Source organism: Terrabacter sp. Root181, from assembly GCF_001428505.1.
Classification (GTDB): domain Bacteria; phylum Actinomycetota; class Actinomycetes; order Actinomycetales; family Dermatophilaceae; genus Terrabacter.
In genome coordinates, this window is sequence record NZ_LMHU01000001.1 from 1,356,353 (window position 1) to 1,378,050 (window position 21,698).

The following is a 21,698-nucleotide window of genomic DNA, read 5'->3' on the forward strand; positions in this document are numbered from 1 at the left end:
CGCGGAGCCACGCGCAGGAAGAAAGTTCCCGGATCGCTGTAACGCCCCGGCCCGCCCTGCCGATGGAGTGGTCAGAAGAGGCGCCACTCGGACCCCCGAGCGAGTGGCGCCTCTCCTCATGTGCGCCCCCACAGGGCGCACCGAGCGGTGGGTCCGACGACCGTGCTCAGCGACGCGGACGTTCGATCCGAGGGCCGCGCCGGTCGCCGACGGCCACGGCGACCGCCTCGTTCGGCGTCAGCGAGCGGCCGTGCGTCAGCTCGGCGACGAAGGCGTCGTCGCCCAGTCGTGCCCGGGCGCCGCCTTCGGCCGCGGCCCGGAGATCGGGGTCGGGCAGGTAGTAGCCGTACACCGCCGAGCCCACCCGGTCACGCATCGCCGAGGAGGCGCCGAGCAGCAGCGTGGCGCGCGAGTGGTCGCCGGTCGAGCCCTCCACGACGGCAAGGCTCTCGAGGAAGAAGGCGAGATTGGCGAGGTCACCGGTCTCGTCGGAGAGCTCGATGCCCTCGAGGAGGAGCCCACGGGCGTCCTCCGGTCGCCCGAGCGCCAGGGCGGCCTGGACCAGCCCGTAGAGCGCGACGTAGGTCGTGAGGCGGTCACCGCGACGGCGAGCACGCGCCAGCCCCTGCTCGTAGCGCGAGATCGCTGCATCGGGGGCACCTTGGAGCAGGTGCACGGTGCCGAGCCACACGTGGGTCAGGCCCAGGATCCAGTCGGCCTCGGGGTCGTCGGGGCCCACGGCCTCGAGGACGCGCGCGAAGTGCTGGCCGGCGCTCGTGAGGCTGCCTGCAGCGAGGGCAGCGAGGCCCTCACCGGCCTCTCCGAACGCGCGGCCGAGCGCGTCGTCGGTGTCCACGGCGATGCGGCGGGCGACCTGCCACCTCTGGGCGCTCGTCTCGATGTCGCCCTGCGCGAACGCCATCGAGGCCGCCGTCAACGTCGTGCGCACACGGACGGGCGGTGACATCTCGAGAGCCAGGGCGCCCTCGGCCAGACGACGACCCTGCCTGAGGTGACCGCGCAGCCACCAGAAGAGCCACAACGCCCAGGCCATCTCCCCGGCCCGCTGGCCGTCCCCCACGGCGATCCAGTGGTCGACGGCGGAGACGAGGTTGCCCGCGTCCCGCTCCGACCGGTCGAGCCAGACGACCTGGTCGGCTCCCTCGTAGTGACAGGCGGCCTCGATCGCCTGGGTGCGGTAGAAGTCGGCGTGCCGGGACCGCGCATCCTCGTGCTCCTCGCCGCCGAGCAGCGCCGCCGCGTGCTGGTGAACGGGCTCGAGCATCGAGTGCCGCACCGACCCGTCCGGCAGGGTGGTCACTCGTACGAGCGAGTGCTCGACGAGCCGCTCGAGGTGCCCGAGGACGCCGTTGCGCTCGCCGGCCACGGCCTCCACGGCGTCGAGCGACGCCCCGTCCGTGAAGACGGAGAGCCGACGATAGAGGGCCTGCTCGGCCTCGGTGAGCAGCCGGTAGCTCCAGTCGAGCGTCGCGCGCATCGTGCGCTGGCGCTCCGGCAGGTCGGCGGATCCCTCACGGGCCATCGCGTCGTCGAGCCGATCGAGCAGCAGCCGCGGGGAGAGGAGCCGGGCACGTGCGGCCGCGAGCTCGAGAGCAAGAGGTATGCCGGCGAGTCGCGTGCAGAGGGCCGTGACCACGACCGCGTCGTCCGGGGTCGTGGCGAAACCCGGCGAGACCGCGCGCGCCCGCGTCAGGAAGAGCATCCCGGCGGGCGCCGCCTCGACCTCGGCCATGCCGCCGATCCCGCTGGGCAGCGCGAGCGGCTGCACGGCATACTCGACCTCCCCGCGCACGCGAAGGGCAGCTCTGCTCGTCGCGAGGACGACGAGCTGGTCGCACTCCTCGAGCAGGCGGGTCACGGTGATGCCGACGCCGGGCAGCTGCTCGAGGTTGTCGAGCACGAGCAGGACACGTCGGCCGCCCAGGGCGTTCACGACGGCCTCGTCGGGGCCCTCGACGGCGTGGAGGCCGAGGGCCCGGCCGATCGTCGGCAGCACAAGGGCGTCGTCCTCCACGGCGGCGAGGAGCACCATCGTGATGCCGTCCGGGTAGTCGCCGCGCGCCCGGCGAGCCACCGTCGTCGCGAGGTGGGTCTTCCCGACGCCCCCGGTGCCGGTCAGCGTGACGAGCCGTACGCCGGGCCTGCGCAGCAGTCCGAGCACCGCGTCGAGGTCGCGGTCCCGACCCATCAGGGGGGTGAGCTGCAAGGGCAGGGACGCGCCTCGACCCTCCTGGGACACCTCGCCGTCGGCCGCCCGGAGCGGTTCGATAGCCGCCCGGGCGCGTGGTGGCACGGCCGCGAGGAGGGCCGCGCGGTCCTCGGCGCCCAGCGACAGGGCGGAGGTGAGCGAGCGGACGGTGTGCGGGTAGGGGCGTGACCGGAGACCCCGCTCGAGCGCGCTGATGCCGTGCGAGGTGAGCCCGGCACGCGCGGCGAGCTCCTCCTGCGTCCAGCCCGCCGCCTCCCGTAGCCGGCGCAGGACGTCGCCGAACGGCTCCTGCGGTCGCGAGGAACCGGCCGGGTCGGTTGGGTCGAGGGCCGCCACGCCGGGGAGTCTAGGTCTCGTACACCGCTCGTACAGTCGGAACCGTGCGATCGCCGTCCGTGGTGTGTGGACCCGAGCCGCAGGACGCTTCTCCGGTCAGGGCGATCACCCCGATGCGCCCAAGAACCGAAGGAACCGCCATGCTGCGCAGGACCGCTGCCACGCTCGCTCTCACCACGGCCCTCGTGTCCGTTGGTGTCGGCGCCGCGTCGGCTCACGAGTGTTTCATCGCCAACCGCTCGGCCCAGGGCAACGCCGGGGCCAGCAACTCCTCGAACTGGTACACCCTCCAGCTCGAGGAGCTCTACCGCACTGGTCACTTCTTCCTCGGCGGCGACCCGCTGACCGAGGAGCAGGTGCAGACCGCACTCAGCATGACGAGGGAGCAGGGCGTGCCGCTCAGCTTCACCGTCTTCGAGAGGTTCACCATCCCCAGGTCCATCGGGGACCTCGAGGAGATCACGTCGAAGTCGTCCGACGGCAAGGGCGTCGACCACTTCTTCGTCGCCTACGGCGACGCGATCGTCGGCATCTTCCTGGCGGCTCAGGCGTCCTGACTCCGAGGCGCCGGCACCCGACGGGGCGGGTGCCGGCGCACCCGTCTGAACTCGTCACCCCTCCGGTGGCAGCACGACGCCGAACCCGGCGACCGCCAGACGGAGCAGCACCTGACCCGGTGCGAGCAGGTCGGCGATGCGAGCGGCACTGAGCACCTCCAGCTCGGCGAGGCGGACGGCATACGCCTCCGGGCCGTCGACGCGGGCCCGGTGGAGCTCGGTCGTGTTGTGCCACACCTTGGTGCGGGCCTCGCGCAGGAAGCGGGTCGAGGCGGCGCGGTTGAGCGGCGTCAGCACCCGGTCGAGCGCGCTCTTGGCGCTCAGGGCGTTGAGCTCGTCGTCCTCCGCGGCGACGCGACCGGACAGGACCCCGTCGATGCGCTCGTGGTCACGTCGGCGCCGCTCGAGCAGGACGGGGTCGGCGAAGTCGGCATCCCTGATGACGCCGAGCAGGGCCTGCGGCAGGTCGTAGTTGATGTGGGCGTTGATGCCGAGCAGCACCTGCCGCAGCGGCGGAAGGTCCGGCGGCGCGTCGAACGCCAGCCGCCACGGCCGCGGCGCGCGGCGTGCCGGGTCACCGGACAGGTCGGCGTCCAGGGCGTCGAGGTAGAGGTCGGCGAAGACGACGTCCCACCGCTCGACCCACGCCGGGTCCTCGAAGGCGGCCGCCTCGATGGCCTCGCCGACCGCGCGCGTCGTGCGCTGGTAGGTGGCGAGGAACGCGCGTCGGGCGGCGAGCTCCGGGGGCATCTCCTCGAGGGTCGCGGTCATCCGTCCGAGGACGTCGGCGATGGTGCGCCCGCCCACGGTCCCGGTCATCGCGTTCTCCTCACGCACGCCGTCCCTCGCTCCTATTCTGAAGCGAGAGTCGCACGGTGTCAGTCGAATCCGGACGCCGGCGCGCGGGGGCGCTCCTGGTCGAGGAGGCCGGATGAGAGCACGGACGCACGGGCCCAGGCCGTTCGACGTGGTCGGCAGGTCGAGGACGTGAGTGGCCGTGGCGCGCGCCGACCCCGCATCCCTGCCCTCGACGTCACGGCGTGACGACCGCGTGCTGCCGGCCACGCGGGTGCTGGCCTTCGTGCTCGTGCCCATCCTCGTCACGGCGTTCGTCATCCTCTACGGGTTCCCCGCCGACACCGGGCGGCTCTTCGCCTGGACCATCCGGCCGACGCTGACGCCGATGGTGCTCGCGTCGGCCTACCTCGGTGGCGCGTGGTTCTTCGTCCGGGTCACACGCGAGCGGCGGTGGGCCCGCGCCGGCGCCGGACTGCTGTCCGTCACCCTCTTCGCGACCCTGCTCGGCGTCGCCACGGTCATCCACTGGGACCGCTTCAACCACGGCCACGTCGCCTTCTGGCTGTGGGCCACGCTCTACCTCGTCGCCCCGTTCCTCGTGCTCGCGGCGTGGGTGGCCAACACGCAGGTCGCCGCGACGCCTCGCCCCGACGAGCTGCGCCTCAGGCCGGGAGCGCGTGTCGTCGTCGCGGCCGGCGGTGGGCTGGCGCTCGCCCAGGGCCTCCTGATGTTCGCGTTCCCGAGCCTGGTCATCCCGGTCTGGCCGTGGCTGCTGACACCGCTCACGTGTCGTGTCGTCGGTGCGGTCTTCTGCCTCGGCAGCGCCGGTCTCGTCGTGCTCCGTGACAGCAGGTGGGTGCGCCTGCGGCTCATGGTCGAGGTCGAGGTCGTGATGCTGACGCTCATCCTCGTCGGCGCCGTGCGGGCGCGCTCCGACCTGTACGCCGACCGCCCCCTGACCTGGCTGCTGCTGGCCGGCTTCGCTGCCACGCTCGTGGCCTCGCTGGTCCTCTGGAGGGCCATGGCACGGCGTGAACGGATGCCCGGGACGGCGGCCCGCTGACACCCGCCCGCCGACGGAGCCGTCAGCGCGGCGTGAGGCCGAACGGCGTCGTCGACGTCGAGGTCGGCTCCATCGTGCTGCCGTCGACCACGGTGCGGCCGTCCTGGACGCGTGCTGCGTCAGGACGTGGTGCGGCGGGCGGTGACGAGGAGGTACTCCCACCCCATGTGCCCGTCCGCGTCCAGGTGGTCGCGGGCCAGGTCGAGCAGGGCCTCGTCGAGCGCCGCGACCTTGTCGGGGTCGTCGGCGATGCCCCGGTAGGTGACGATCGTCGGACCATAGGTCCGCTTGAAGAAGGCCCGGAAGTCCTCGGGCCGCGTGAAAGGCACCGGAAGGGAACGCTTCTCGGCCACCAGCCCCTCGACGCGGTCTCCGAGCAGCTCTCGCACGTGCGCCTCGTCGCCCCAGAGCGGAGGCGGCTGCCCGCCGGGAGGCGGCGGGGCGGCATACGGCTTCATCGCCGCGAACATCCGGCCGATGAAGCCTGCGGGCGTCCAGCTGACGAGCCCCACGGTCCCGCCCGGTCGCACCACCCGTACGAGCTCGTCCGCAGCCATCTGGTGGTGCGGTGCGAACATGACCCCGACGCAGGACAGGACGACGTCGAAGGAGCCGTCGGCGTAGGCGAGGGCCTCGGCATCGCCCTGCTCCCAGGCGATCTCGACCCCGGCGTCGGCGGCGAGCCGGCGGCCGACGTCGAGCAGCTCGCGGGCGAGGTCGTTCGCGACGACGCGCGCCCCGGTCCGGGCCGCTGGGATCGCGGCGTTTCCGGTGCCCGCTGCGACGTCGAGGACGTCCTGGCCGCTCGTGACGCGGCAGGCGTCGACGAGGACGCGGCCGAGCCCCGGGATCACCTCCCGGGCCACGGCCGGGTAGTCGCCGAGGGCCCACATGGCGGCGTGCCGGGCCTTGAGCGCGGAGTCGGCAGCGGTGGCCTCCAGCGTCCTGGTGTGTGTGGTCATGCTCGTTCCCTCCATCGGTGGCGGGCCGCGTCGCGGCCCGGCGACCCCCCCGGGCCGTCTGCCATCCAGAGTCCGCCGCCACCGGGGCCGTCTCCAGTACACGAAGTGGACTGACGCGGTGCACGTCGAGGACCGATACTGGACGGGGTCGTGGCAGGACGGGCCGCGTCCTCCGACCGGAGGTGGGGCATGGGACGACATGATCCGGGGGCGGGCCAGTACTGCCCGATCTCGCGCACGCTCGACGTCGTGGGGGAGCGCTGGTCGCTGCTCATCCTGCGCGACATGCTGACCGGCACGACGCGGTTCAACGACCTGGCGCGCGGCCTGCCCGGGCTGTCGCGCACACTCCTGTCGAAACGGCTGCGCCACCTCGAGCGCTGCGGCGTCGTCGAGCGGGCGGGCACCCGCTACGTGCTGACAGCCTCGGGGCGAGCCCTCGAGCCCGTGGTCTTCGGGCTGGCGCAGTGGGGCGCCGACTGGGTGTTCCGTGACCCCATGCCGGAGGAGCTCGACGCCCAGCTGCTCGTCTGGTGGATGCACAGCCGCGTCGACACCTCGGTGCTCGCCGGCGACCGGCACGTGCTGCACCTGCGCTTCGCCGACGACGCGCGCCGCTTCTGGATCCTCGTCGAGCACGGCACGCCGTCCGTGTGCATGACCGACCCCGGCTTCCCGGTGGACGTGACGATCAGCAGCGACGTCGCGTCGTTGTATGCCGTGTGGCTCGGCCGTCTGCCCCTGACCGCGGCGCTCCGCTCCGGGCGCGTGCAGCTCGAAGGGGCCACGACCGTGACGCGCCGGCTCGACGAGGTGCTCCGGCTCAGCCCGGTGGCACCCTTCGTCGCCGCCATGCGGGCCACACCGGCGTGACGTGGAGGCTCCGGTCTGCGCTCAGCAGCCGTCCGGCCCGCAGGCGACCGCGTCGGTCGCACCGACCGCGACCCCGCTCGTGACGGGCTGGAGCATGACGAGCGGGTGCGACTCCTGCCACGCCTGATCCAGGGCCCGGGCGAAGAGCTCGGTGGGCTGCGCGCCTGACACCCCGTACTTGTCGTCGAGCACGAAGAACGGAACGCCCCTGATGCCGAGGGAGTTCGCGGCGGTGATGTCGGCGACGACAGCATCCCGCCAGGTGTGGGTCTCGAGATCTCGGCGCACCTCGTCGGGGGCGAGCCCGGCCTCGGTGCCGATGCGCACGAGGACCTCCCGGTCGCCGATGTCCTCGCCGTGCTCGAAGTGTGCCGACAGCAACGCCTCCTTGACGCCGTCGCCGACGCCGTGGGCCTTCGCGAGGTGGAGGAGCTCGTGCGCGGCGAAGCTGTTGGCGACGACCACGGACCCGAAGTCGTAGTCCAGGCCCTCGTCGGCGGCGATGGCGGTCACCTGCTCGAACATCTGGCTCACCTGGCTGCGCGACATCCCCTTGCGGTCGACGAGGTAGTCGAGCTCCGTGCCGTCGTGGTGGTCAGGCAGGGTCGGGTCGAGCTGGTAGCTGCGCCAGTGCACCTCGACGTCGTCCCGGTGCGCGAACGAGCCCAGCGCCCTCTCGAAGCGGCGCTTGCCGATGTAGCACCAGGGGCAGGCGACGTCAGACCAGATCTCGACCTTCATGCACCGCTCAACCACCGTGCCGGCGCATTGCTTCCCGAGGGTCAGGCGCGCGGACCCTCGCCGTCACCCGAGGCGTCACGGTCGGGCGTGACCGGAGCGCCGGTGGCATCGGCGACGGGTGCATCGTCCGGGACGACGTCTCCGAGCGGGGCGCCCGCCTGGGCCGGCGCCGGAACGTCGGTGTTCTCGGGGAAGTGGCAGGCGACGTGGTGCAGGGGCGCGAGCTCGACGAGCGGCGGCTCCTGGGTCTTGCAGATGTCCTGCGCCTTCCAGCAGCGCGTGTGGAAGCGGCAGGCCGGCGGCGGGTTGACCGGGCTCGGGACGTCGCCCTCGAGGCGGATGCGCTCGCGCTTCGTGCGCCGTTGCGTGTCGGGGATCGGCACGGCCGAGAGCAGCGCGGTCGTGTACGGGTGCATCGGCCGCGTGTAGAGCTCGTCGCGCTCGGCGATCTCGACGAGCTTGCCGAGGTACATGACCGCGACCCGGTCGGACATGTGCCGCACGACCGACAGGTCGTGCGCGATGACGACGTACGTCAGGCCCAGCTCGTCCTGGAGGTCCTCGAGGAGGTTGATGACCTGGGCCTGGATCGAGACGTCGAGGGCCGACACGGGCTCGTCGGCGACGATGAGCTTGGGCTTGAGCGCGAGCGAGCGCGCGATGCCGATGCGCTGGCGCTGGCCGCCCGAGAACTCGTGGGGGTAGCGGTTGTAGTGCTCGGGGTTGAGGCCGACGAGCTCGAGGAGGTCCTGGACCTCGCGCTTGATGCCGTGCTCGGTCTTGATGCCCTGCAGGCGGTAGGGCGCCCCGACGATGGTGCCGACGGTGTGCCGCGGGTTCAGCGACCCGTAGGGGTCCTGGAAGATCATCTGCACGTCGCGACGCAGCGGCCGCATCTTGCGGGCCGACCAGTGGGTGATGTCCTCGCCCTCGAGCAGGATCGTGCCGTTCGTCGGCTCGAGCAGACGCGTCAGCATGCGACCGGTCGTCGTCTTGCCGCAGCCGGACTCGCCCACGAGCGAGAGCGTCTCGCCGCGCACGACGTTGAACGTCAGGCCGTCGACGGCCTGGACCGCGCCGACCTGGCGCTGCAGGAGGCCGCGCGTGATCGGGAAGTGCTTCGTCAGGTCGGTGACCTGCAGGAGCGACTCGCCCGCCTGCTTCGACGCGGTCGGCTTGACGTGGGTGGTGGTCACGATGGGGCTCCTGTGCTGAGGTCGCGTCGTGCGCGACCGGACCGGGCGTGGACGGACGGTGCAGGCATCACAGCGTCGGCCTGATGTCGTTCTCCCAGATGGTGGTCCGCTCCTCGCGGGTGAGGTGGCACGCGGAGTAGTGGCCCGGGTACGTCTCGGCGAACGGCGGCCGCTCGGACTGGCTCAGCCCGCCCGTGCGGTCGGCGTACGCGCACCGCGGGTGGAACGGACAGCCCGACGGCACGTTGATGAGGCTGGGCGGGGCGCCCTTGATCGGGCGCAGACGCTCCGTGCGCACGCGGTCGAGGCGCGGCATCGAGCTGAGCAGCCCCCACGTGTAGGGGTGCTGGGGCCGGGTGAAGACCTCGTCGGCCGTGGCGTACTCGACCGAGCGACCGGCATACATCACCATGATGTCGTCGGAGAGCTCGGCCACGACCCCGAGGTCGTGGGTGATGAGGATGACGGCCGAGTTGAACTCCGACTGGAGGTCACGGATGAGGTCGAGGATCTGGGCCTGCACCGTCACGTCGAGCGCGGTCGTGGGCTCGTCGGCGATGAGCAGGTCGGGGTCGCACGACAGGGCCATCGCGATCATGGCGCGCTGGCGCATCCCTCCGGAGAACTGGTGCGGGTAGTCGTCGACCCGGCTCGACGGCTGGGGGATGCCCACGCGTCCGAGCATGTCGATCGCGTGCTTCTTCGCGACCGACGTGCTGACCTTGTTGTGGATCCGGTAGGCCTCGATGATCTGGTGGCCGACCGTGTAGAACGGGTGCATCGCCGAGAGCGGGTCCTGGAAGATCATCGCCATGCGCTTGCCGCGCAGCTCGCGCACGCGCTCGGGCTTGGCGCCGATGAGCTCGGTCTCGTCCAGCTTGATCGAGCCGGTCATGCGGACCGTGCCGGGCTTGTGCAGGCCCATGATCGACATGCTCGTGACGCTCTTGCCCGAGCCGGACTCACCGACGATGCCGAGCGTCTTGCCGCGGGCCACGTCGAACGAGAGGCCGTCGACGGACTTCACGACGCCGTCGTCGGTGGGGAAGTGGACGCGGAGGTCGCGCACCGACAGGAACGCGTCGGCGGCCGGTGCGCCCATGCCCCCGATGCCGTCGAGGGTGTTGACGGCTGTAGCGCCCTTGTCGCGGCGGCGCGTGCGGTCGTCCGCGCGACTGGTGGTCTCGTTGGTGGACTGGCTCATGAGGTGCGCACCCTGGGGTCGAGGACGGCGTAGAGGAGGTCGACGATGAGGCTCGCGAAGATGACGAACACGGCGCCGAAGAGTGTCACGCCGAGCACCTTCGGAAGGTCGTTGTTGGTGATCGCCTGGACGGCGTAGTAGCCGATGCCCTGGAGCGAGAACGTCGTCTCGGTCAGCACCGCGCCACCGAGCAGCAGGCCGAGGTCGAGACCGAAGATCGTGAGGATCGGCGTCAGTGCCGAGCGCAGCCCGTGCCTCACGACGACGTCGTGCTCCCTCAGCCCCTTGGCGCGGGCCGTGCGGATGTAGTCCTCGTTCATCGTCTCCAGCATGCCGGCGCGGGTCAGGCGGGCGTAGGAGGCCGCGTAGAGGAACGCGAGCGTGATCCAGGGCAGCAGCATGCGATGGACGAGGTCGAGCGGACCGGTGGCGTCCATCGGACTCGCGCCGCCGGCATACGTCCATTTGAGGCCGTAGCTGAAGATCGTCAGGGAGAGCAGACCGGTGAAGAAGATCGGGAGGGACACGCCGGCGAGGGCGATGCCCATGAAGCCGCGGTCGAGCACGCTGCCGCGCTTGAGCGCGGAGATGACGCCGGTGCCGACGCCGCCGACGAGCCACAGGAACGCGGCGCCCGCCGCGAGGATCCCGGTGACGGGGAGGCGGTCGAGGATGTCGGGCAGCACCGGGTTCTGCGTGATGTAGGAGTAGCCGAGGCACGGGGCCGGGCAGTGGTCGATGCCGGCGCCGGTGTCGTAGTCGGATCCCGTGAGGACGCCCTTGACGAAGCGGCCGTACTGCACCCAGATCGGGTCGGTGAAGCCGAGCTTGATGGCCTGCGCGTGGATCTGCGCCTCGCCGGCGCTCTTGCCGACGTAGCGCGACGCGAGGTCGTCCGCTGTCGCACCGCCGATGCGGGGGACGAGGAAGAAGATCACGAAGACGACCGCGCTCACGATGAAGAGCAGCAGGACGGCGGCGAAGAGCCGGCGGATCAGGTACGTCAGCACGATGTGGTGGCCGGACGCGACGACGAGCAGCTCATGGCTACCCGTCGCCGCGTCACGCCTTCACCTACTTTCGATGAAAAGGTTCGAACCGTAAGGCCCGCGGACGGGCCCGTTGGGTCACGGGTTGGCGACGCCCGTCGAGGCGTAGTCGTAGTAGGAGTAGCCGTCGTTGACGAACACGTTGGCGATCGTGTCGGGGCGGAAGAGCAGCGACTTGGGCCAGACGCCGGGGATCACCTGGGCCTGCTCCATGACGATCTTGTCGATCTGGCCCCAGATCGCCTCACGCTTGGTCGTGTCGGACTCGTTGAGCGCCTGGTCCATGAGCGCGTCGACCTCGGGGATCTTGATGCCGAGGTTGGTGTTGCCCGCGGGGCGGATGACGCGGCTGTCGACGATCTGCTGCAGGAAGCCGAAGCCGTCGGGCCAGTCAGCACCCCAGCTCATCACCATGAGGCCGAGCTTGTTGGCCTTGGCGAAGTCCGGCTTGCCGGCGTAGAGCTTGAAGTAGTCACCGGCCGGGTAGGGCTTGAGCGTCAGCTTGACGCCGATCTTGGCGAGCGACTGCTGCATCGACTCGGCAGCGGCCTTCTCCTTCGGGCGCTCCGGGCGGTAGGAGATGTTGGTCTCGAAACCGTTCGGCTGACCGCACTTGGTGAGCGCGGCCTTGGCGGAGTCGACATCTCCGGTCGGCTTGGCCTTGGAGTTGTAGAGGTCCATCTCCTGGAAGCCCGGGATGATCGGGGGCAGCAGCCCCGTGGCGATGGTGCCGCCGATGTCGCCGCCGTAGGCGCGCTGGTAGCCCGTCTTGTCAGCGGCGAAGATGACGGCCTTGCGGCAGTCGATGTTGTCGAACGGCGCGACGTCGCTGTTGATCTGGGCGTAGTTCGCACGCGCGGTCGTCGGGTTGTCGGTGTGGGCCTTCAGGGCCGGGTCGGCGAGGATCTTGCCCTGCGCGGCGGCCTGCACGCCGGTCCCGGCGAGGTCGATGTCGAGGTCACCGGCCATGAGGCGGTTGTCGAGGTCGGCGGCGTTGACGCCGATCTCGACGGTGAGCTTGTCCGGGAGTGCCTTGCGGCCCGTGTCCTTGTCGGTTGCGGGGTCGTACTGGTCGTTGCGGACGAGCTCGAGGCGCTTGCCCGTCTGGTAGACCGAGAACTTGTAGGGGCCGCTCGAGATGACGTGTTCCTTGTACTTCGTGCCGGTGTCCTTGGCCTGCGGCACGGGGGACGTGGAGGACAGCTGGGCGAAGTAGTCGAAGCCGGCGAACGGCTTGCTGAGGTGGAAGACGATCGTCTTGTCGTCGGGCGTCTCGATCGACTTGAGGTTGTCGAGGTTCTTGTCCTTGTAGACCGAGTAGCCCTCGGGGACGTCGGCGAGGAAGTCGTTGAAGTACGTCGGGCCGTTGGGGAACGTGCCCTTGTCGAGCTGTCGCGCGACGGCGTACTTGATGTCCTTGGTCGTGATGGGCGAGCCGTCCTCGTACTTCAGGCCGTCCTTGAGGGTGTACGTCCACGTCTTGTTGCCGTCGCTCGCCTTGCCGAGCGTGGTGGCGAGGTCGGGCACGAGCTGCGCCCCTTCCTTGCCCGGCGCCGACTTGAACGACACGAGCTGACGGGCGTAGTTGCGCAGGAAGTCCCACGACAGGCCGTAGTACGTGTCACCGGGGTCGACGGAGTCCCAGTCGCTCGAGATGCCGAAGCGAAGCGTTCCGCCCTTCTTGTCGGACGGGTTGAAGACCGCGGTCAGGGCAGCGTTCGCTGTCGGTGCCGCTCCCGAGCCACCTCCGGCCGTACCGCTGGGCGTCGAGCCCGGCGTCGTGCTGCCCGCGCACGCGGACAGACCCAAGGCGAGGGCGGCCGCGGTTGCGACCACCATCACGCGTGTGTTCTTCATGAGTGGATGCGCTCCTTCGTGTTGCGGGATGCGGGCTGCGGTGGGTTACCGAGACCGCGGATCGAGGGCGTCACGCAGGCCGTCCCCGAAGAGGTTGAAGGCCAGCACCGTCACGAAGATGGCGAGGCCGGGCCAGAGCATGAACCAGGGGTCGATCTGGTACCACTGGGCGGCGTCGGAGAGCATGCCGCCCCACGTGGCGGTGGGGGGCTGCACGCCGACACCGAGGAACGACAGGCCTGCCTCGAAGAGGATGTTGCTCGGGATGAGCAGGGTCGCGTAGACGAGGATCGGCGCCAGGAGGTTGGGCAGCAGCTCCTTGAAGAGGATGTAGGGCGTGCGCGCCCCGAGGCTGCGTGCCGCGTCGACGAACTCGCGCTCGCGCAGGGACAGCGTCTGGCCGCGCACGATGCGCCCGATGTAGGGCCAGTTGAAGAAGCCGATGATGAAGACGATGACGGAGATGCGCAGGGCGTCGCCCTTGAGGCCGAACGCCTGGTCGGGCACGACGCCGGCGAGGGCCAGGGCGAAGACGAGCAGCGGGAACGCGAGGAAGACGTCCATCGTGCGGCTGATCAGCGTGTCGATGGTGCCGCCGAAGAAGCCGGCGACGACGCCGAGGATCGTGCCGATGACCACCGAGAGCAGCGTCGCGAGGAACGCGATGAGCAGGGAGACCTGGGAGCCGTAGATGACGCGGCTGAAGATGTCGCGGCCGTTGACCGGCTCGAGGCCGTAGAGGAAGTCCCAGGACATGCCGCCGTAGGGGCCGATCGGGATCTGGGTGTTGGGGTCGATGAGCTCCTGGTGGAACTCGTTCGGCGGGTGGCCGAGCAGGCCGACGACCAGCGGGGCCGCGATCGCGACGACGATGAGGTAGATGACGAAGAAGCCACCGGCGAGGGCGACCTTGTCGCGCTTGAGCCGCGACCAGGCGATCTGACCGAGCGACCGCCCCTCGATGTGTCCCTCGCCCTGCAGGACGGACTCGGGCTCCGCCGAGGTCGCGCCGGGCTCGAGGTCAAGGGGAGTGCTCATGGATGCCGTCACCTCCGGGTCGTGATCGGTGCCGGAGACCGGGTCGGCCCTCCAACATGCTGGGTAGCAGCCGCAACCTACCGCCCCCACGACCGCGCGGCTTCATCATTCAGCGGGTTTACACGGTCAGCAACCGACTTGGCGAAATCGTGACGCGGTGGAGATCTTCCGGCGACCTGTGCGGCACAACCGGAAGATCGCCCGCACCCCGGGGTTCGCGCCAGCCGGGGCGACGAACGGCCGGCCCCGGCGGGCCCGAAAGGCCGCATATCCCCTCGCGCGTGGTGGAGGCCCCTCCGAGCGGGCTCGGAGGGGGCTCCCAGCGAGCACCCAGCGTGGGCCGTCCGGGACGGGGTCGTACGCGTGGGGCGGGCGCTCGCCGGCCGCGCGCTACGCGTCCGTCTCGTCGTCGAACTGCCCGAGGACGCGCTCGAGCAGGTCCTCCATCGTCACGAGGCCGACCGGGGCGGTGGGCCCGTCGACGAGGACGAGCTGGACGTGGCGGGCCCGCATGGCCGACACGGTGTCGAGCAGCGAGAGTCCGGCGTCGACGTGGACCGCCGGCGCCGTGACGGTGGTGACGGGCGCCCCCGGGGCGGCGCGGACGATGTCCCGCACATGGGCGATGCCCACGGGCGTGTCGCCCTCCCTGACGACGAGTCTCGACCGGCCGGTGTCGCGCGAGACCGCCTCGGCCTCGGCGCAGGTCGCCGTGGTCGCGACGCCGACCGCCTCGTCGATGGGGACGAGGACGTCGCTCACCGGCGTGGTGTCGAGGTCGATGGCGCCGGCGAGGACGCGGTGCTCGGGCTCCGCGAGCATGCCGTGGTCCTTCGAGCTCGCGATGAGCAGCTGCAGCTCCTTGGGGCCGTGGACCTGGCCGAGCTCGTCCTGCGGCGTGACGCCGACGAGCCGCAGGCACCCGTTGGCCATCGCGTTGAGCAGGCTGAGCGCCGGGCGCATGACGAAGGCGAAGCCGCGGAACGGCAGCGCCAGCAGCACGGCGGACCGCTCGGGGTGGGCGATCGCCCACGACTTGGGAGCCATCTCGCCGACGACCATGTGCAGGAAGACGACGATGCCGACGGCCAGCACGACCGAGACGACGTAGGCCGCCGCCTCCGGCACGCGCACGAAGGTGAAGACCGGGGTGAGCAGCTCCGCCACGGCCGGCTTGGCGAGCGAGCCGAGGCCCAGGGTGCACAGCGTGATGCCGAGCTGCGCGCCGGCGAGCATGAGAGACAGCTCGCGGCTGCCGCGCACCGCGGCCCGCGCCGCGACGCTGCCGCGCTCGGCGAGGTCCTCGAGCCGGTGGCGCTTGCTGGCCACGAGGGCGAACTCCGCCGCGACGAAGAACGCGTTGAGGACGAGGAGCAGGAGGGAGACGAGCAGGGCGGTCGTCATCGGCCGGCCTCCGTCCGCGCGTCGGCCGAGCGGTCCGTCGCATCGTCGCCCGCGTCGCCCGCGACGCCCTCGTCGCCCTCGTCGGCGAAGGTACGGCCGGAGTCGAGTGCCTCGAGGTCCGACATGAGGTCGAGCACCTCGACGCGCACCGACGACGGGACGTGTCGCTCGACCGCCTCGACGGTCAGGCGGACCGAGACCGTCAGGTGCCGGCGCTCGGGCTCGTGGTCGTGGTCGCCGCCGCCGGCCGGAGAGCCGACCGTCGCCGCTCCGGGGTCGGTGGGGTCGGGGGGGTCGCGAGGGTCGCCGGCATCGTCCGACTCGTCGGGGTCGGCGGCGTGGCGTTCCGGCACGACCTCGCGGCGGGCCTCGACCTGCACCTCGTCACCGACGACGGCCGTGCGGCCGAGGTCCTCGAGGATGAGTCCGCTGATGGTGGAGTACCCGTCGCTGCTCGCCAGCCGCAGCTCGGTGGCGGTGTCGAGCTCGTCGAGGCGCAGGTGGCCCGGGACCACCCACGTGTCGGTGCCCGCCTCGACGACGCCGGGTTCCGGGCTGTCGTCCTCGTCGAGGATCTCGCCGACGACCTCCTCGGCGATGTCCTCGAAGGTGACGATGCCGGCGAAGCCCCCGTGCTCGTCGACGACCACGGCCAGCTGCCGGTGGTCGGCACGGATCTGCTCGAGCACGCGGGGCAGGGGAGCGCTCGTGGGCACGACGGTCGGGTCGGACACGACGGAGCCGACGGTCGTCGTCGCACGACGGTCGGGCTCGACCGACAGCACCTCGGCGATCCCCGCGACCCCGACGATGTCGTCGCCGTCGTGGCCGGTGACCGGGAAGCGCGACCAGCCGCTGTCGAGCAGGTCGACGAGGGCCGAGACCGGGGCGTCGGCGTGGATCGTCGTGACGCGCACGCGCGGTGTCATGACGTCGCCTGCGTCGAGCTCTCGGAAGCGCAGGCCACCCTCGAGCACGTCGGACAGGTCGTCGTCGAGCAGGCCGCCCGCGTGCGACTCGTCGATGATCCGGGTGAGGTCCGCGGCCGTGGCGCCCTGCTCGAGCTCCTCGACGGGCTCGATGCCGACCTTGTGCAGCAGGGTCGTGGACGCACGGTCGAAGAGCTGCACGACCGGGCCGGCCACGCTGAGGTAGATCAGCGTCGACCGGCTGAGGGCGCGGGCCAGCGGCACCGTCCGTGCGATGGCGAGGTTCTTGGGCGCGAGCTCGCCGAAGACCATCTGCACGACGGTCGAGAAGACGAGGACGGCGGTGACCGAGAGGCTGAGGCGGGCGGCATACGACATCGACGGGTCGAGCAGCTCGGCGATGCCGGCGCCCACGAGGGGTTCGGAGACGTAGCCGACGAGCAGTGCGGTCACGGTGATCCCGAACTGCGCGGCGGAGAGGGTGAACGACAGCCGCGAGGTGACCTGCAGGGCGCGTTCGGCGGGGGCGTCGCCCTCGGCCGCGAGCTGCCTGAGGGCGTTGCGGTCGACGGCGACGTAGGCGAACTCCTGGGCCACGAAGTAGCCGGTCGCCGCGGTCAGGGCGAGGATCAGCAGGATGCCCAGGCCGATGCCCAGGGCGGTGCTCATGCGATCACCACCCGGCTGAGCGGGTGGTGGGTCTGGGCGGCCGGATCGGGTCCGGCCAGGGACTATGTCCCTCCCGGGACTCGGCGCGCGAGTCGGAGCGTGAGTGGGATCGCATGAGGCAATCCTAAGTTAGGGACGCGCCGGGTCCCCCGCCGCACGTCAGCTGCTCAGCGGGTCAGCCGGTCGCGACGGCGCCGCGGCGCGTCGCCTCCTGGCTGATCTGGTGCGCGAGCTCGACGTCGAGCTGGGTGAGGCCTCCCTCGGAGTGCGTCGACAGTGCGAAGGCGACCGTGCGCCAGCGGATGTCGATGTCGGGATGGTGGTCCATCGTCTCCGCCGCGGCCGCGACCTCCCGCACGAGCGCGATGCCGGTCAGAAAGTCCGGTGCCTCGAAGGACGCCCGGATCGTGTCGTCGTCGCGCGTCCAGTCGGGCAGGTCGCCCAGCTGGCGCTCGATCTCCTCGTCGGTGAGCCGTCGTGTCATGCAGTCCAGTAAACGCCTCGTCGTGCTCGTCCGGTCGTCGTGGACACCCGGCTGTGGCACCATCGGTGGCGCCATGAGCAGCCCTGACCCCGTCCAGCACCCGGTCCGCCTCGTCGTCGGGGCCGCCGTCGTCGACGACCTGGAGCGCCCGACCCGCCTGCTGTCGGCCCGCCGCACGGAGCCGTCCGCGCTCGCCGGCGGCTGGGAGCTGCCCGGCGGCAAGGTCGACGAGGGTGAGTCCCCGTTGTCGGCCCTGCACCGCGAGCTCCTCGAGGAGCTCGGGGTCCGGGTGCGCCTCGGCGCCCATGTGCCGGGGCCGAGGCCGGGCACCACGTGGCCGCTGGGCGACCGGTACGAGATGCTGGTGTGGCTCGCCGAGGTCGTCGAGGGCACGCCCGAGCCGCTCGAGGACCACGACGAGCTGCGCTGGCTCGAGCTGGGCGACCTGCGGGCAGTGGGGTGGCTCCCTGCAGACCTGCCCATCGTCGAGCGTCTCGAGGCGGTGCTCCACCGGGCGGCCGCCACCTGAGCCGGGCGAACCGCCTCCTGAACCACACGAGAACCACCCACGACGCCGTGGTCCGAACCACCCTCGAAACCCTGAGAGACTGTTCCTCATGCCCATGAAGACCCGCGCGGACATCCGCAACGTCGCCATCGTCGCCCACGTCGACCACGGCAAGACCACCCTCGTCGACAAGATGCTCTGGCAGTCCGGCGCGTTCGGCGAGCACCAGCACGTCGACGAGCGCGCGATGGACTCCGGTGACCTCGAGCGCGAGAAGGGCATCACGATCCTCGCGAAGAACACCGCGGTGCACTACACGGGCAAGGCGGCCTCCGACCGTGGCCTCTCCGACGGCGTCACCATCAACATCATCGACACCCCGGGCCACGCCGACTTCGGCGGTGAGGTCGAGCGCGGTCTGTCGATGGTCGACGGCGTCGTCCTCCTCGTCGACGCGTCCGAGGGCCCGCTGCCCCAGACCCGCTTCGTGCTGCGCAAGGCGCTGGCCGCGAAGATGCCGGTCATCCTCTGCATCAACAAGGTCGACCGTCCCGACTCGCGCATCGCCGAGGTCGTCGACGAGGCCTACGAGCTCTTCCTCGACCTCGACGCCACCGAGGAGCAGATCGACTTCCCGATCGTCTACGCGTCGGCCAAGGCCGGCCGCGCCTCGCTCGAGCGTCCCGACGACGGCGGCCTCCCGGAGGGCGACGACCTCGAGGCCCTCTTCGAGACGATCCTCGAGACGATCCCCGCGCCGACCTACGACGACGAGGCCCCGCTCCAGGCGCACGTCACCAACCTCGACGCCTCCAACTTCCTCGGCCGTCTCGCCCTGCTCCGTGTCTTCAACGGCACGATCAGGAAGGGGCAGCAGGTCATGTGGTGCCGTCACGACGGCTCGCAGCAGCGCGTCAAGATCACCGAGCTGCTCATGACCGAGGCCCTCGAGCGCAAGCCCGCGGAGGAGGCCGGCCCCGGCGACATCATCGCCGTCGCGGGCATCCCCGAGATCACGATCGGCGAGACGCTCGCCGACCCCGAGAACCCGGTCCCGCTGCCGCTCATCACCGTCGACGAGCCCGCCATCTCGATGACGATCGGCACCAACACGAGCCCGATGGTCGGCCAGGTCCGCGGCTCGAAGGTCACGGCCCGCATGGTCAAGGACCGCCTCGACAAGGAGCTCATCGGCAACGTGTCGCTGCGCATCCTCAACACCGAGCGTCCCGACGCCTGGGAGGTCCAGGGCCGTGGTGAGCTCGCGCTCGCCATCCTCGTCGAGCAGATGCGTCGCGAGGGCTACGAGCTGACCGTGGGCAAGCCGCAGGTCGTCACGCGCGAGGTCGACGGCAAGATCCACGAGCCCGTCGAGCGCCTCACGATCGACACCCCCGAGGAGTTCCTCGGCGCGATCACGCAGATCATGGCCGCCCGCAAGGGGCGCATGGAGCAGATGACCAACCACGGCACGGGCTGGATCCGCATGGAGTTCCTCGTGCCCAGCCGTGGCCTCATCGGCTTCCGCACCGAGTTCCTCACCGAGACGCGCGGCACGGGCATCGCCCACCACGTCTTCGAGGACTACGAGCCGTGGTTCGGCGCCATCACGACCCGCACGAGCGGCTCGCTGGTCTCCGACCGCAAGGGCGTCGTGACGTCCTACGCGATGGTCAACCTCCAGGAGCGCGGCACGCTCTTCGTCGACCCCACGACCGAGGTCTACGAGGGCATGATCGTCGGCGAGAACTCCCGCGCCGACGACATGGACGTCAACATCACCAAGGAGAAGAAGCTCACCAACGTGCGCGCCTCCTCCTCGGACAACTTCGAGAAGATCGTCCCGCCCCGCAAGCTCAGCCTCGAGCAGTGCCTCGAGTTCTGCCGCGAGGACGAGTGCGTCGAGGTGACGCCCGAGTCCGTCCGCATCCGCAAGGTCGTCCTCGACGCCGGCGAGCGCGCCCGAACCGCGTCCCGTGCGCGTTCGGCGGCGAAGGCCGAGGGCTGACCGACCCGTGCCTGTGGGTGGGCGCGTCGTGGTGCGTGGGCTGAGGCGGTCGCTGGCCGCCGCAGCCGGTGCTGCCGTCCTCGCGGCGGGAGCCGCGGCGTGCAGCGGGTCGAGCGACCCGACGAGCACGCAGGGGGCGTTGGGCAGTGCCCCGTCGGCTGCGACGGGGCAGCCCCAGCCCGGCGGCACGCTGCAGGTCCTCGTGTCGGGCACCGTCTCGACGTGGGACCCGCAGCTGATGTACGTCGGGCCCGAGGCGTTCTTCGCCCAGCGCACGTTCGCCCGCGGCCTGACGGCATACGGCACCGGTGAGCACCAGCGCGACGTCGAGGCCGACCTCGCGACCGACACGGGCCGGCCGAGCGACGGTGCCCGCACGTGGGCGTTCACGCTGCGCGAGGGACTGACCTGGCAGGACGGCTCGCCGATCACGTGCGACGACGTGCGCCACGGCGTGGCCCGCACCTTCGACCGCCGCACCCACGTCGGCGGCACGAACTACGCCAGCTACCTGCTCGACATGCCGACCAAGGTGACGCCGGAGGGGCTCGAGAAGCCCGTCTACGCCGGGCCCACCGACAAGGGTCACCAGACCGACTTCGACCGGGCCGTCTCGTGCAAGGGCCGCACCATCACCTTCCGGCTGCGCGACGCCGAGCCCGACTTCGCGCACATCGTGGCGCTGCCCGAGTTCGCACCCCGCAAGGACTCGGCCGACACCAAGAGCGACAAGGCGTCGTTCGCCGTCATGTCCAGCGGGCCCTACCGCCTCAAGGAGCCGTGGGTCGTCGGCAAGGGCGGCACCTTCGTGCGCAACGAGCACTGGGACCCGCGCTCCGACCGGATCCGGCAGGCCTACCCCGACGAGATCCACGTGACGTCGGGGCTGGGGGAGTCGACGGTCATCCAGCGGCTGCTCAACCAGCAGGACGACGACGCGTATGCCGTGTCGTGGGTCCAGGCGAGCCCGACCCTGCGCAACCAGGCGGGCACCGACCTGCAGGCCCGCCTCACCTTCCCCTACACCGGCAACGTCGACTACCTCGCCGTCAACATGCGCAGCAAGGTGATGTCCAACCCGGCCGTGCGCAAGGCCCTGTCGCTGTCGACGAACCGCGCGACCTACGTGACCGCGACCGGCGGCGAGGGCGCGGGCACCCCGACGTGGTCGGTCCTGTCGCCGACGGTCGACCCCGAGTCCGTGACCCCGCCACCGGGTCTCGGCGTCGAGGGTGACCCCGAGGGAGCCCGGAAGCTGCTCGAGCAGGCCGGCGTGAAGCTGCCCGTCCCCCTGCGGGTCGTCTACGCGCGGTCGGTGCTCGGCGACAAGGCGTACGCCGCCCTGGCGGCCGGGTGGGAGCGTGCGGGCTTCAAGGTCGAGCTCACGGGTGTGCCGCCGGAGGAGTACTACGAGACCATCGAGAAGCCGACCTCGGTCGACTCCTACGACGTCTTCCGCGGGGTGTGGACGCCCGACTGGCCGTCGGCCGGCGGGGTGCTGCCGGCGCTCTTCGACCCGCGCATCAACATCGACTCGTCGGGTCCCGGGCAGGACGTCGGCTACTTCAGCAGCGACGCCGTGAACGCGCTCATCGACAAGGCCGTCGCGACCCCCGACCCCAGGGCACGCGCGACGGTGTGGGAGAAGGCCGACCGGGTCATCCGCGACGAGGGCGGCTACATCGCGCTGTCGGCGACGAAGGCCCTCTACCTGCACGGTGCCGGCGTCAAGACCTACGAGGACCACAGCGTCGGCGGCATCGTCGACCTCGCCACCGTGTCCGTGCGCTGA

18 protein-coding genes are annotated in these 21,698 nt (G+C 71.1%); 6 read left to right on the top strand and 12 right to left on the bottom strand.

Annotated elements, in window-relative coordinates:
- Positions 1-166: 166 nt before the first annotated feature.
- Positions 167-2,566: a helix-turn-helix domain-containing protein gene (locus tag ASD90_RS06370; protein WP_056752976.1), complete on the bottom strand. Its 2,400-nt coding sequence runs from the start codon at positions 2,564-2,566 to the stop codon at positions 167-169.
- 140 nt (positions 2,567-2,706) lie between these two features.
- On the opposite strand from ASD90_RS06370, the gene ASD90_RS06375 reads away from it, so the two are divergent.
- Entirely contained in the window at positions 2,707-3,123 is a 417-nt protein-coding gene (locus ASD90_RS06375; RefSeq protein ID WP_056752979.1) for a hypothetical protein, read from the top strand.
- Between the two features lie 54 nt (positions 3,124-3,177).
- Here the strand turns inward: ASD90_RS06375 and ASD90_RS06380 are convergent, their stop codons facing one another.
- Positions 3,178-3,942 (bottom strand): DUF5995 family protein, encoded by a 765-nt coding sequence (locus ASD90_RS06380; RefSeq protein WP_056752983.1) that lies wholly within the window; start codon positions 3,940-3,942, stop codon positions 3,178-3,180.
- A gap of 178 nt (positions 3,943-4,120) precedes the next feature.
- Between ASD90_RS06380 and ASD90_RS06385 the strand changes: the two genes are divergently transcribed.
- On the top strand, positions 4,121-4,984 hold the full coding sequence (locus ASD90_RS06385; protein WP_056754553.1) for a hypothetical protein: 864 nt from the start codon (positions 4,121-4,123) through the stop codon (positions 4,982-4,984).
- 119 nt (positions 4,985-5,103) lie between these two features.
- Here ASD90_RS06385 and ASD90_RS06390 read toward each other — a convergent pair whose 3' ends face one another.
- Positions 5,104-5,946 (bottom strand): class I SAM-dependent methyltransferase, encoded by an 843-nt coding sequence (locus ASD90_RS06390; RefSeq protein ID WP_056752984.1) that lies wholly within the window; start codon positions 5,944-5,946, stop codon positions 5,104-5,106.
- Positions 5,947-6,135: 189 nt separating this feature from the next.
- On the opposite strand from ASD90_RS06390, the gene ASD90_RS06395 reads away from it, so the two are divergent.
- Positions 6,136-6,819, top strand: a complete 684-nt coding sequence (locus ASD90_RS06395; RefSeq protein ID WP_056752986.1) for a winged helix-turn-helix transcriptional regulator — start codon at positions 6,136-6,138, stop codon at positions 6,817-6,819.
- 21 nt (positions 6,820-6,840) lie between these two features.
- Here ASD90_RS06395 and ASD90_RS06400 read toward each other — a convergent pair whose 3' ends face one another.
- The 9 genes from ASD90_RS06400 to ASD90_RS06440 all read right to left on the bottom strand — a co-directional run bounded on the left by ASD90_RS06400 (position 6,841) and on the right by ASD90_RS06440 (position 17,390).
- A complete protein-coding gene (locus tag ASD90_RS06400; protein WP_056752989.1) occupies positions 6,841-7,560 on the bottom strand; it encodes a DsbA family protein in 720 nt (239 codons plus the stop codon).
- Between the two features lie 41 nt (positions 7,561-7,601).
- A complete protein-coding gene (locus ASD90_RS06405; protein WP_056752991.1) occupies positions 7,602-8,756 on the bottom strand; it encodes an ABC transporter ATP-binding protein in 1,155 nt (384 codons plus the stop codon).
- Between the two features lie 67 nt (positions 8,757-8,823).
- Complete coding sequence (locus ASD90_RS06410) at positions 8,824-9,960, bottom strand: ABC transporter ATP-binding protein (protein WP_157610742.1); 1,137 nt, start codon at positions 9,958-9,960, stop codon at positions 8,824-8,826.
- Positions 9,957-10,970 (bottom strand): ABC transporter permease, encoded by a 1,014-nt coding sequence (locus ASD90_RS06415; protein WP_056752994.1) that lies wholly within the window; start codon positions 10,968-10,970, stop codon positions 9,957-9,959. The genes ASD90_RS06410 and ASD90_RS06415 overlap by 4 nt, the downstream gene beginning before the upstream one ends.
- A 117-nt stretch (positions 10,971-11,087) precedes the next feature.
- On the bottom strand, positions 11,088-12,866 hold the full coding sequence (locus ASD90_RS06420) for an ABC transporter substrate-binding protein (protein ID WP_056752997.1): 1,779 nt from the start codon (positions 12,864-12,866) through the stop codon (positions 11,088-11,090).
- A 45-nt stretch (positions 12,867-12,911) separates the two neighbouring features.
- Positions 12,912-13,904 (bottom strand): ABC transporter permease, encoded by a 993-nt coding sequence (locus ASD90_RS06425; protein ID WP_056752999.1) that lies wholly within the window; start codon positions 13,902-13,904, stop codon positions 12,912-12,914.
- 390 nt (positions 13,905-14,294) lie between these two features.
- The gene (locus tag ASD90_RS06430) at positions 14,295-15,308 is read right to left on the bottom strand and encodes a hemolysin family protein (protein ID WP_056753002.1); all 1,014 of its coding nucleotides are present in this window, start codon (positions 15,306-15,308) and stop codon (positions 14,295-14,297) included.
- Positions 15,305-16,906 (bottom strand): hemolysin family protein, encoded by a 1,602-nt coding sequence (locus ASD90_RS06435; protein ID WP_056753004.1) that lies wholly within the window; start codon positions 16,904-16,906, stop codon positions 15,305-15,307. Before ASD90_RS06435 ends, ASD90_RS06430 begins: the two co-directional genes overlap by 4 nt.
- A 175-nt stretch (positions 16,907-17,081) precedes the next feature.
- Positions 17,082-17,390: a 4a-hydroxytetrahydrobiopterin dehydratase gene (locus ASD90_RS06440; protein ID WP_056753007.1), complete on the bottom strand. Its 309-nt coding sequence runs from the start codon at positions 17,388-17,390 to the stop codon at positions 17,082-17,084.
- Positions 17,391-17,463: 73 nt separating this feature from the next.
- Here ASD90_RS06440 and ASD90_RS06445 point away from each other — a divergent pair, with 73 nt between their 5' ends.
- From ASD90_RS06445 to ASD90_RS06455, 3 genes are all read left to right on the top strand, one after another.
- Positions 17,464-17,919 (top strand): (deoxy)nucleoside triphosphate pyrophosphohydrolase, encoded by a 456-nt coding sequence (locus ASD90_RS06445; RefSeq protein ID WP_056754559.1) that lies wholly within the window; start codon positions 17,464-17,466, stop codon positions 17,917-17,919.
- 88 nt (positions 17,920-18,007) lie between these two features.
- A complete protein-coding gene (gene typA / locus ASD90_RS06450; RefSeq protein ID WP_056753010.1) occupies positions 18,008-19,906 on the top strand; it encodes a translational GTPase TypA in 1,899 nt (632 codons plus the stop codon).
- Between the two features lie 28 nt (positions 19,907-19,934).
- On the top strand, positions 19,935-21,698 hold the full coding sequence (locus tag ASD90_RS06455; RefSeq protein ID WP_235506402.1) for an ABC transporter substrate-binding protein: 1,764 nt from the start codon (positions 19,935-19,937) through the stop codon (positions 21,696-21,698).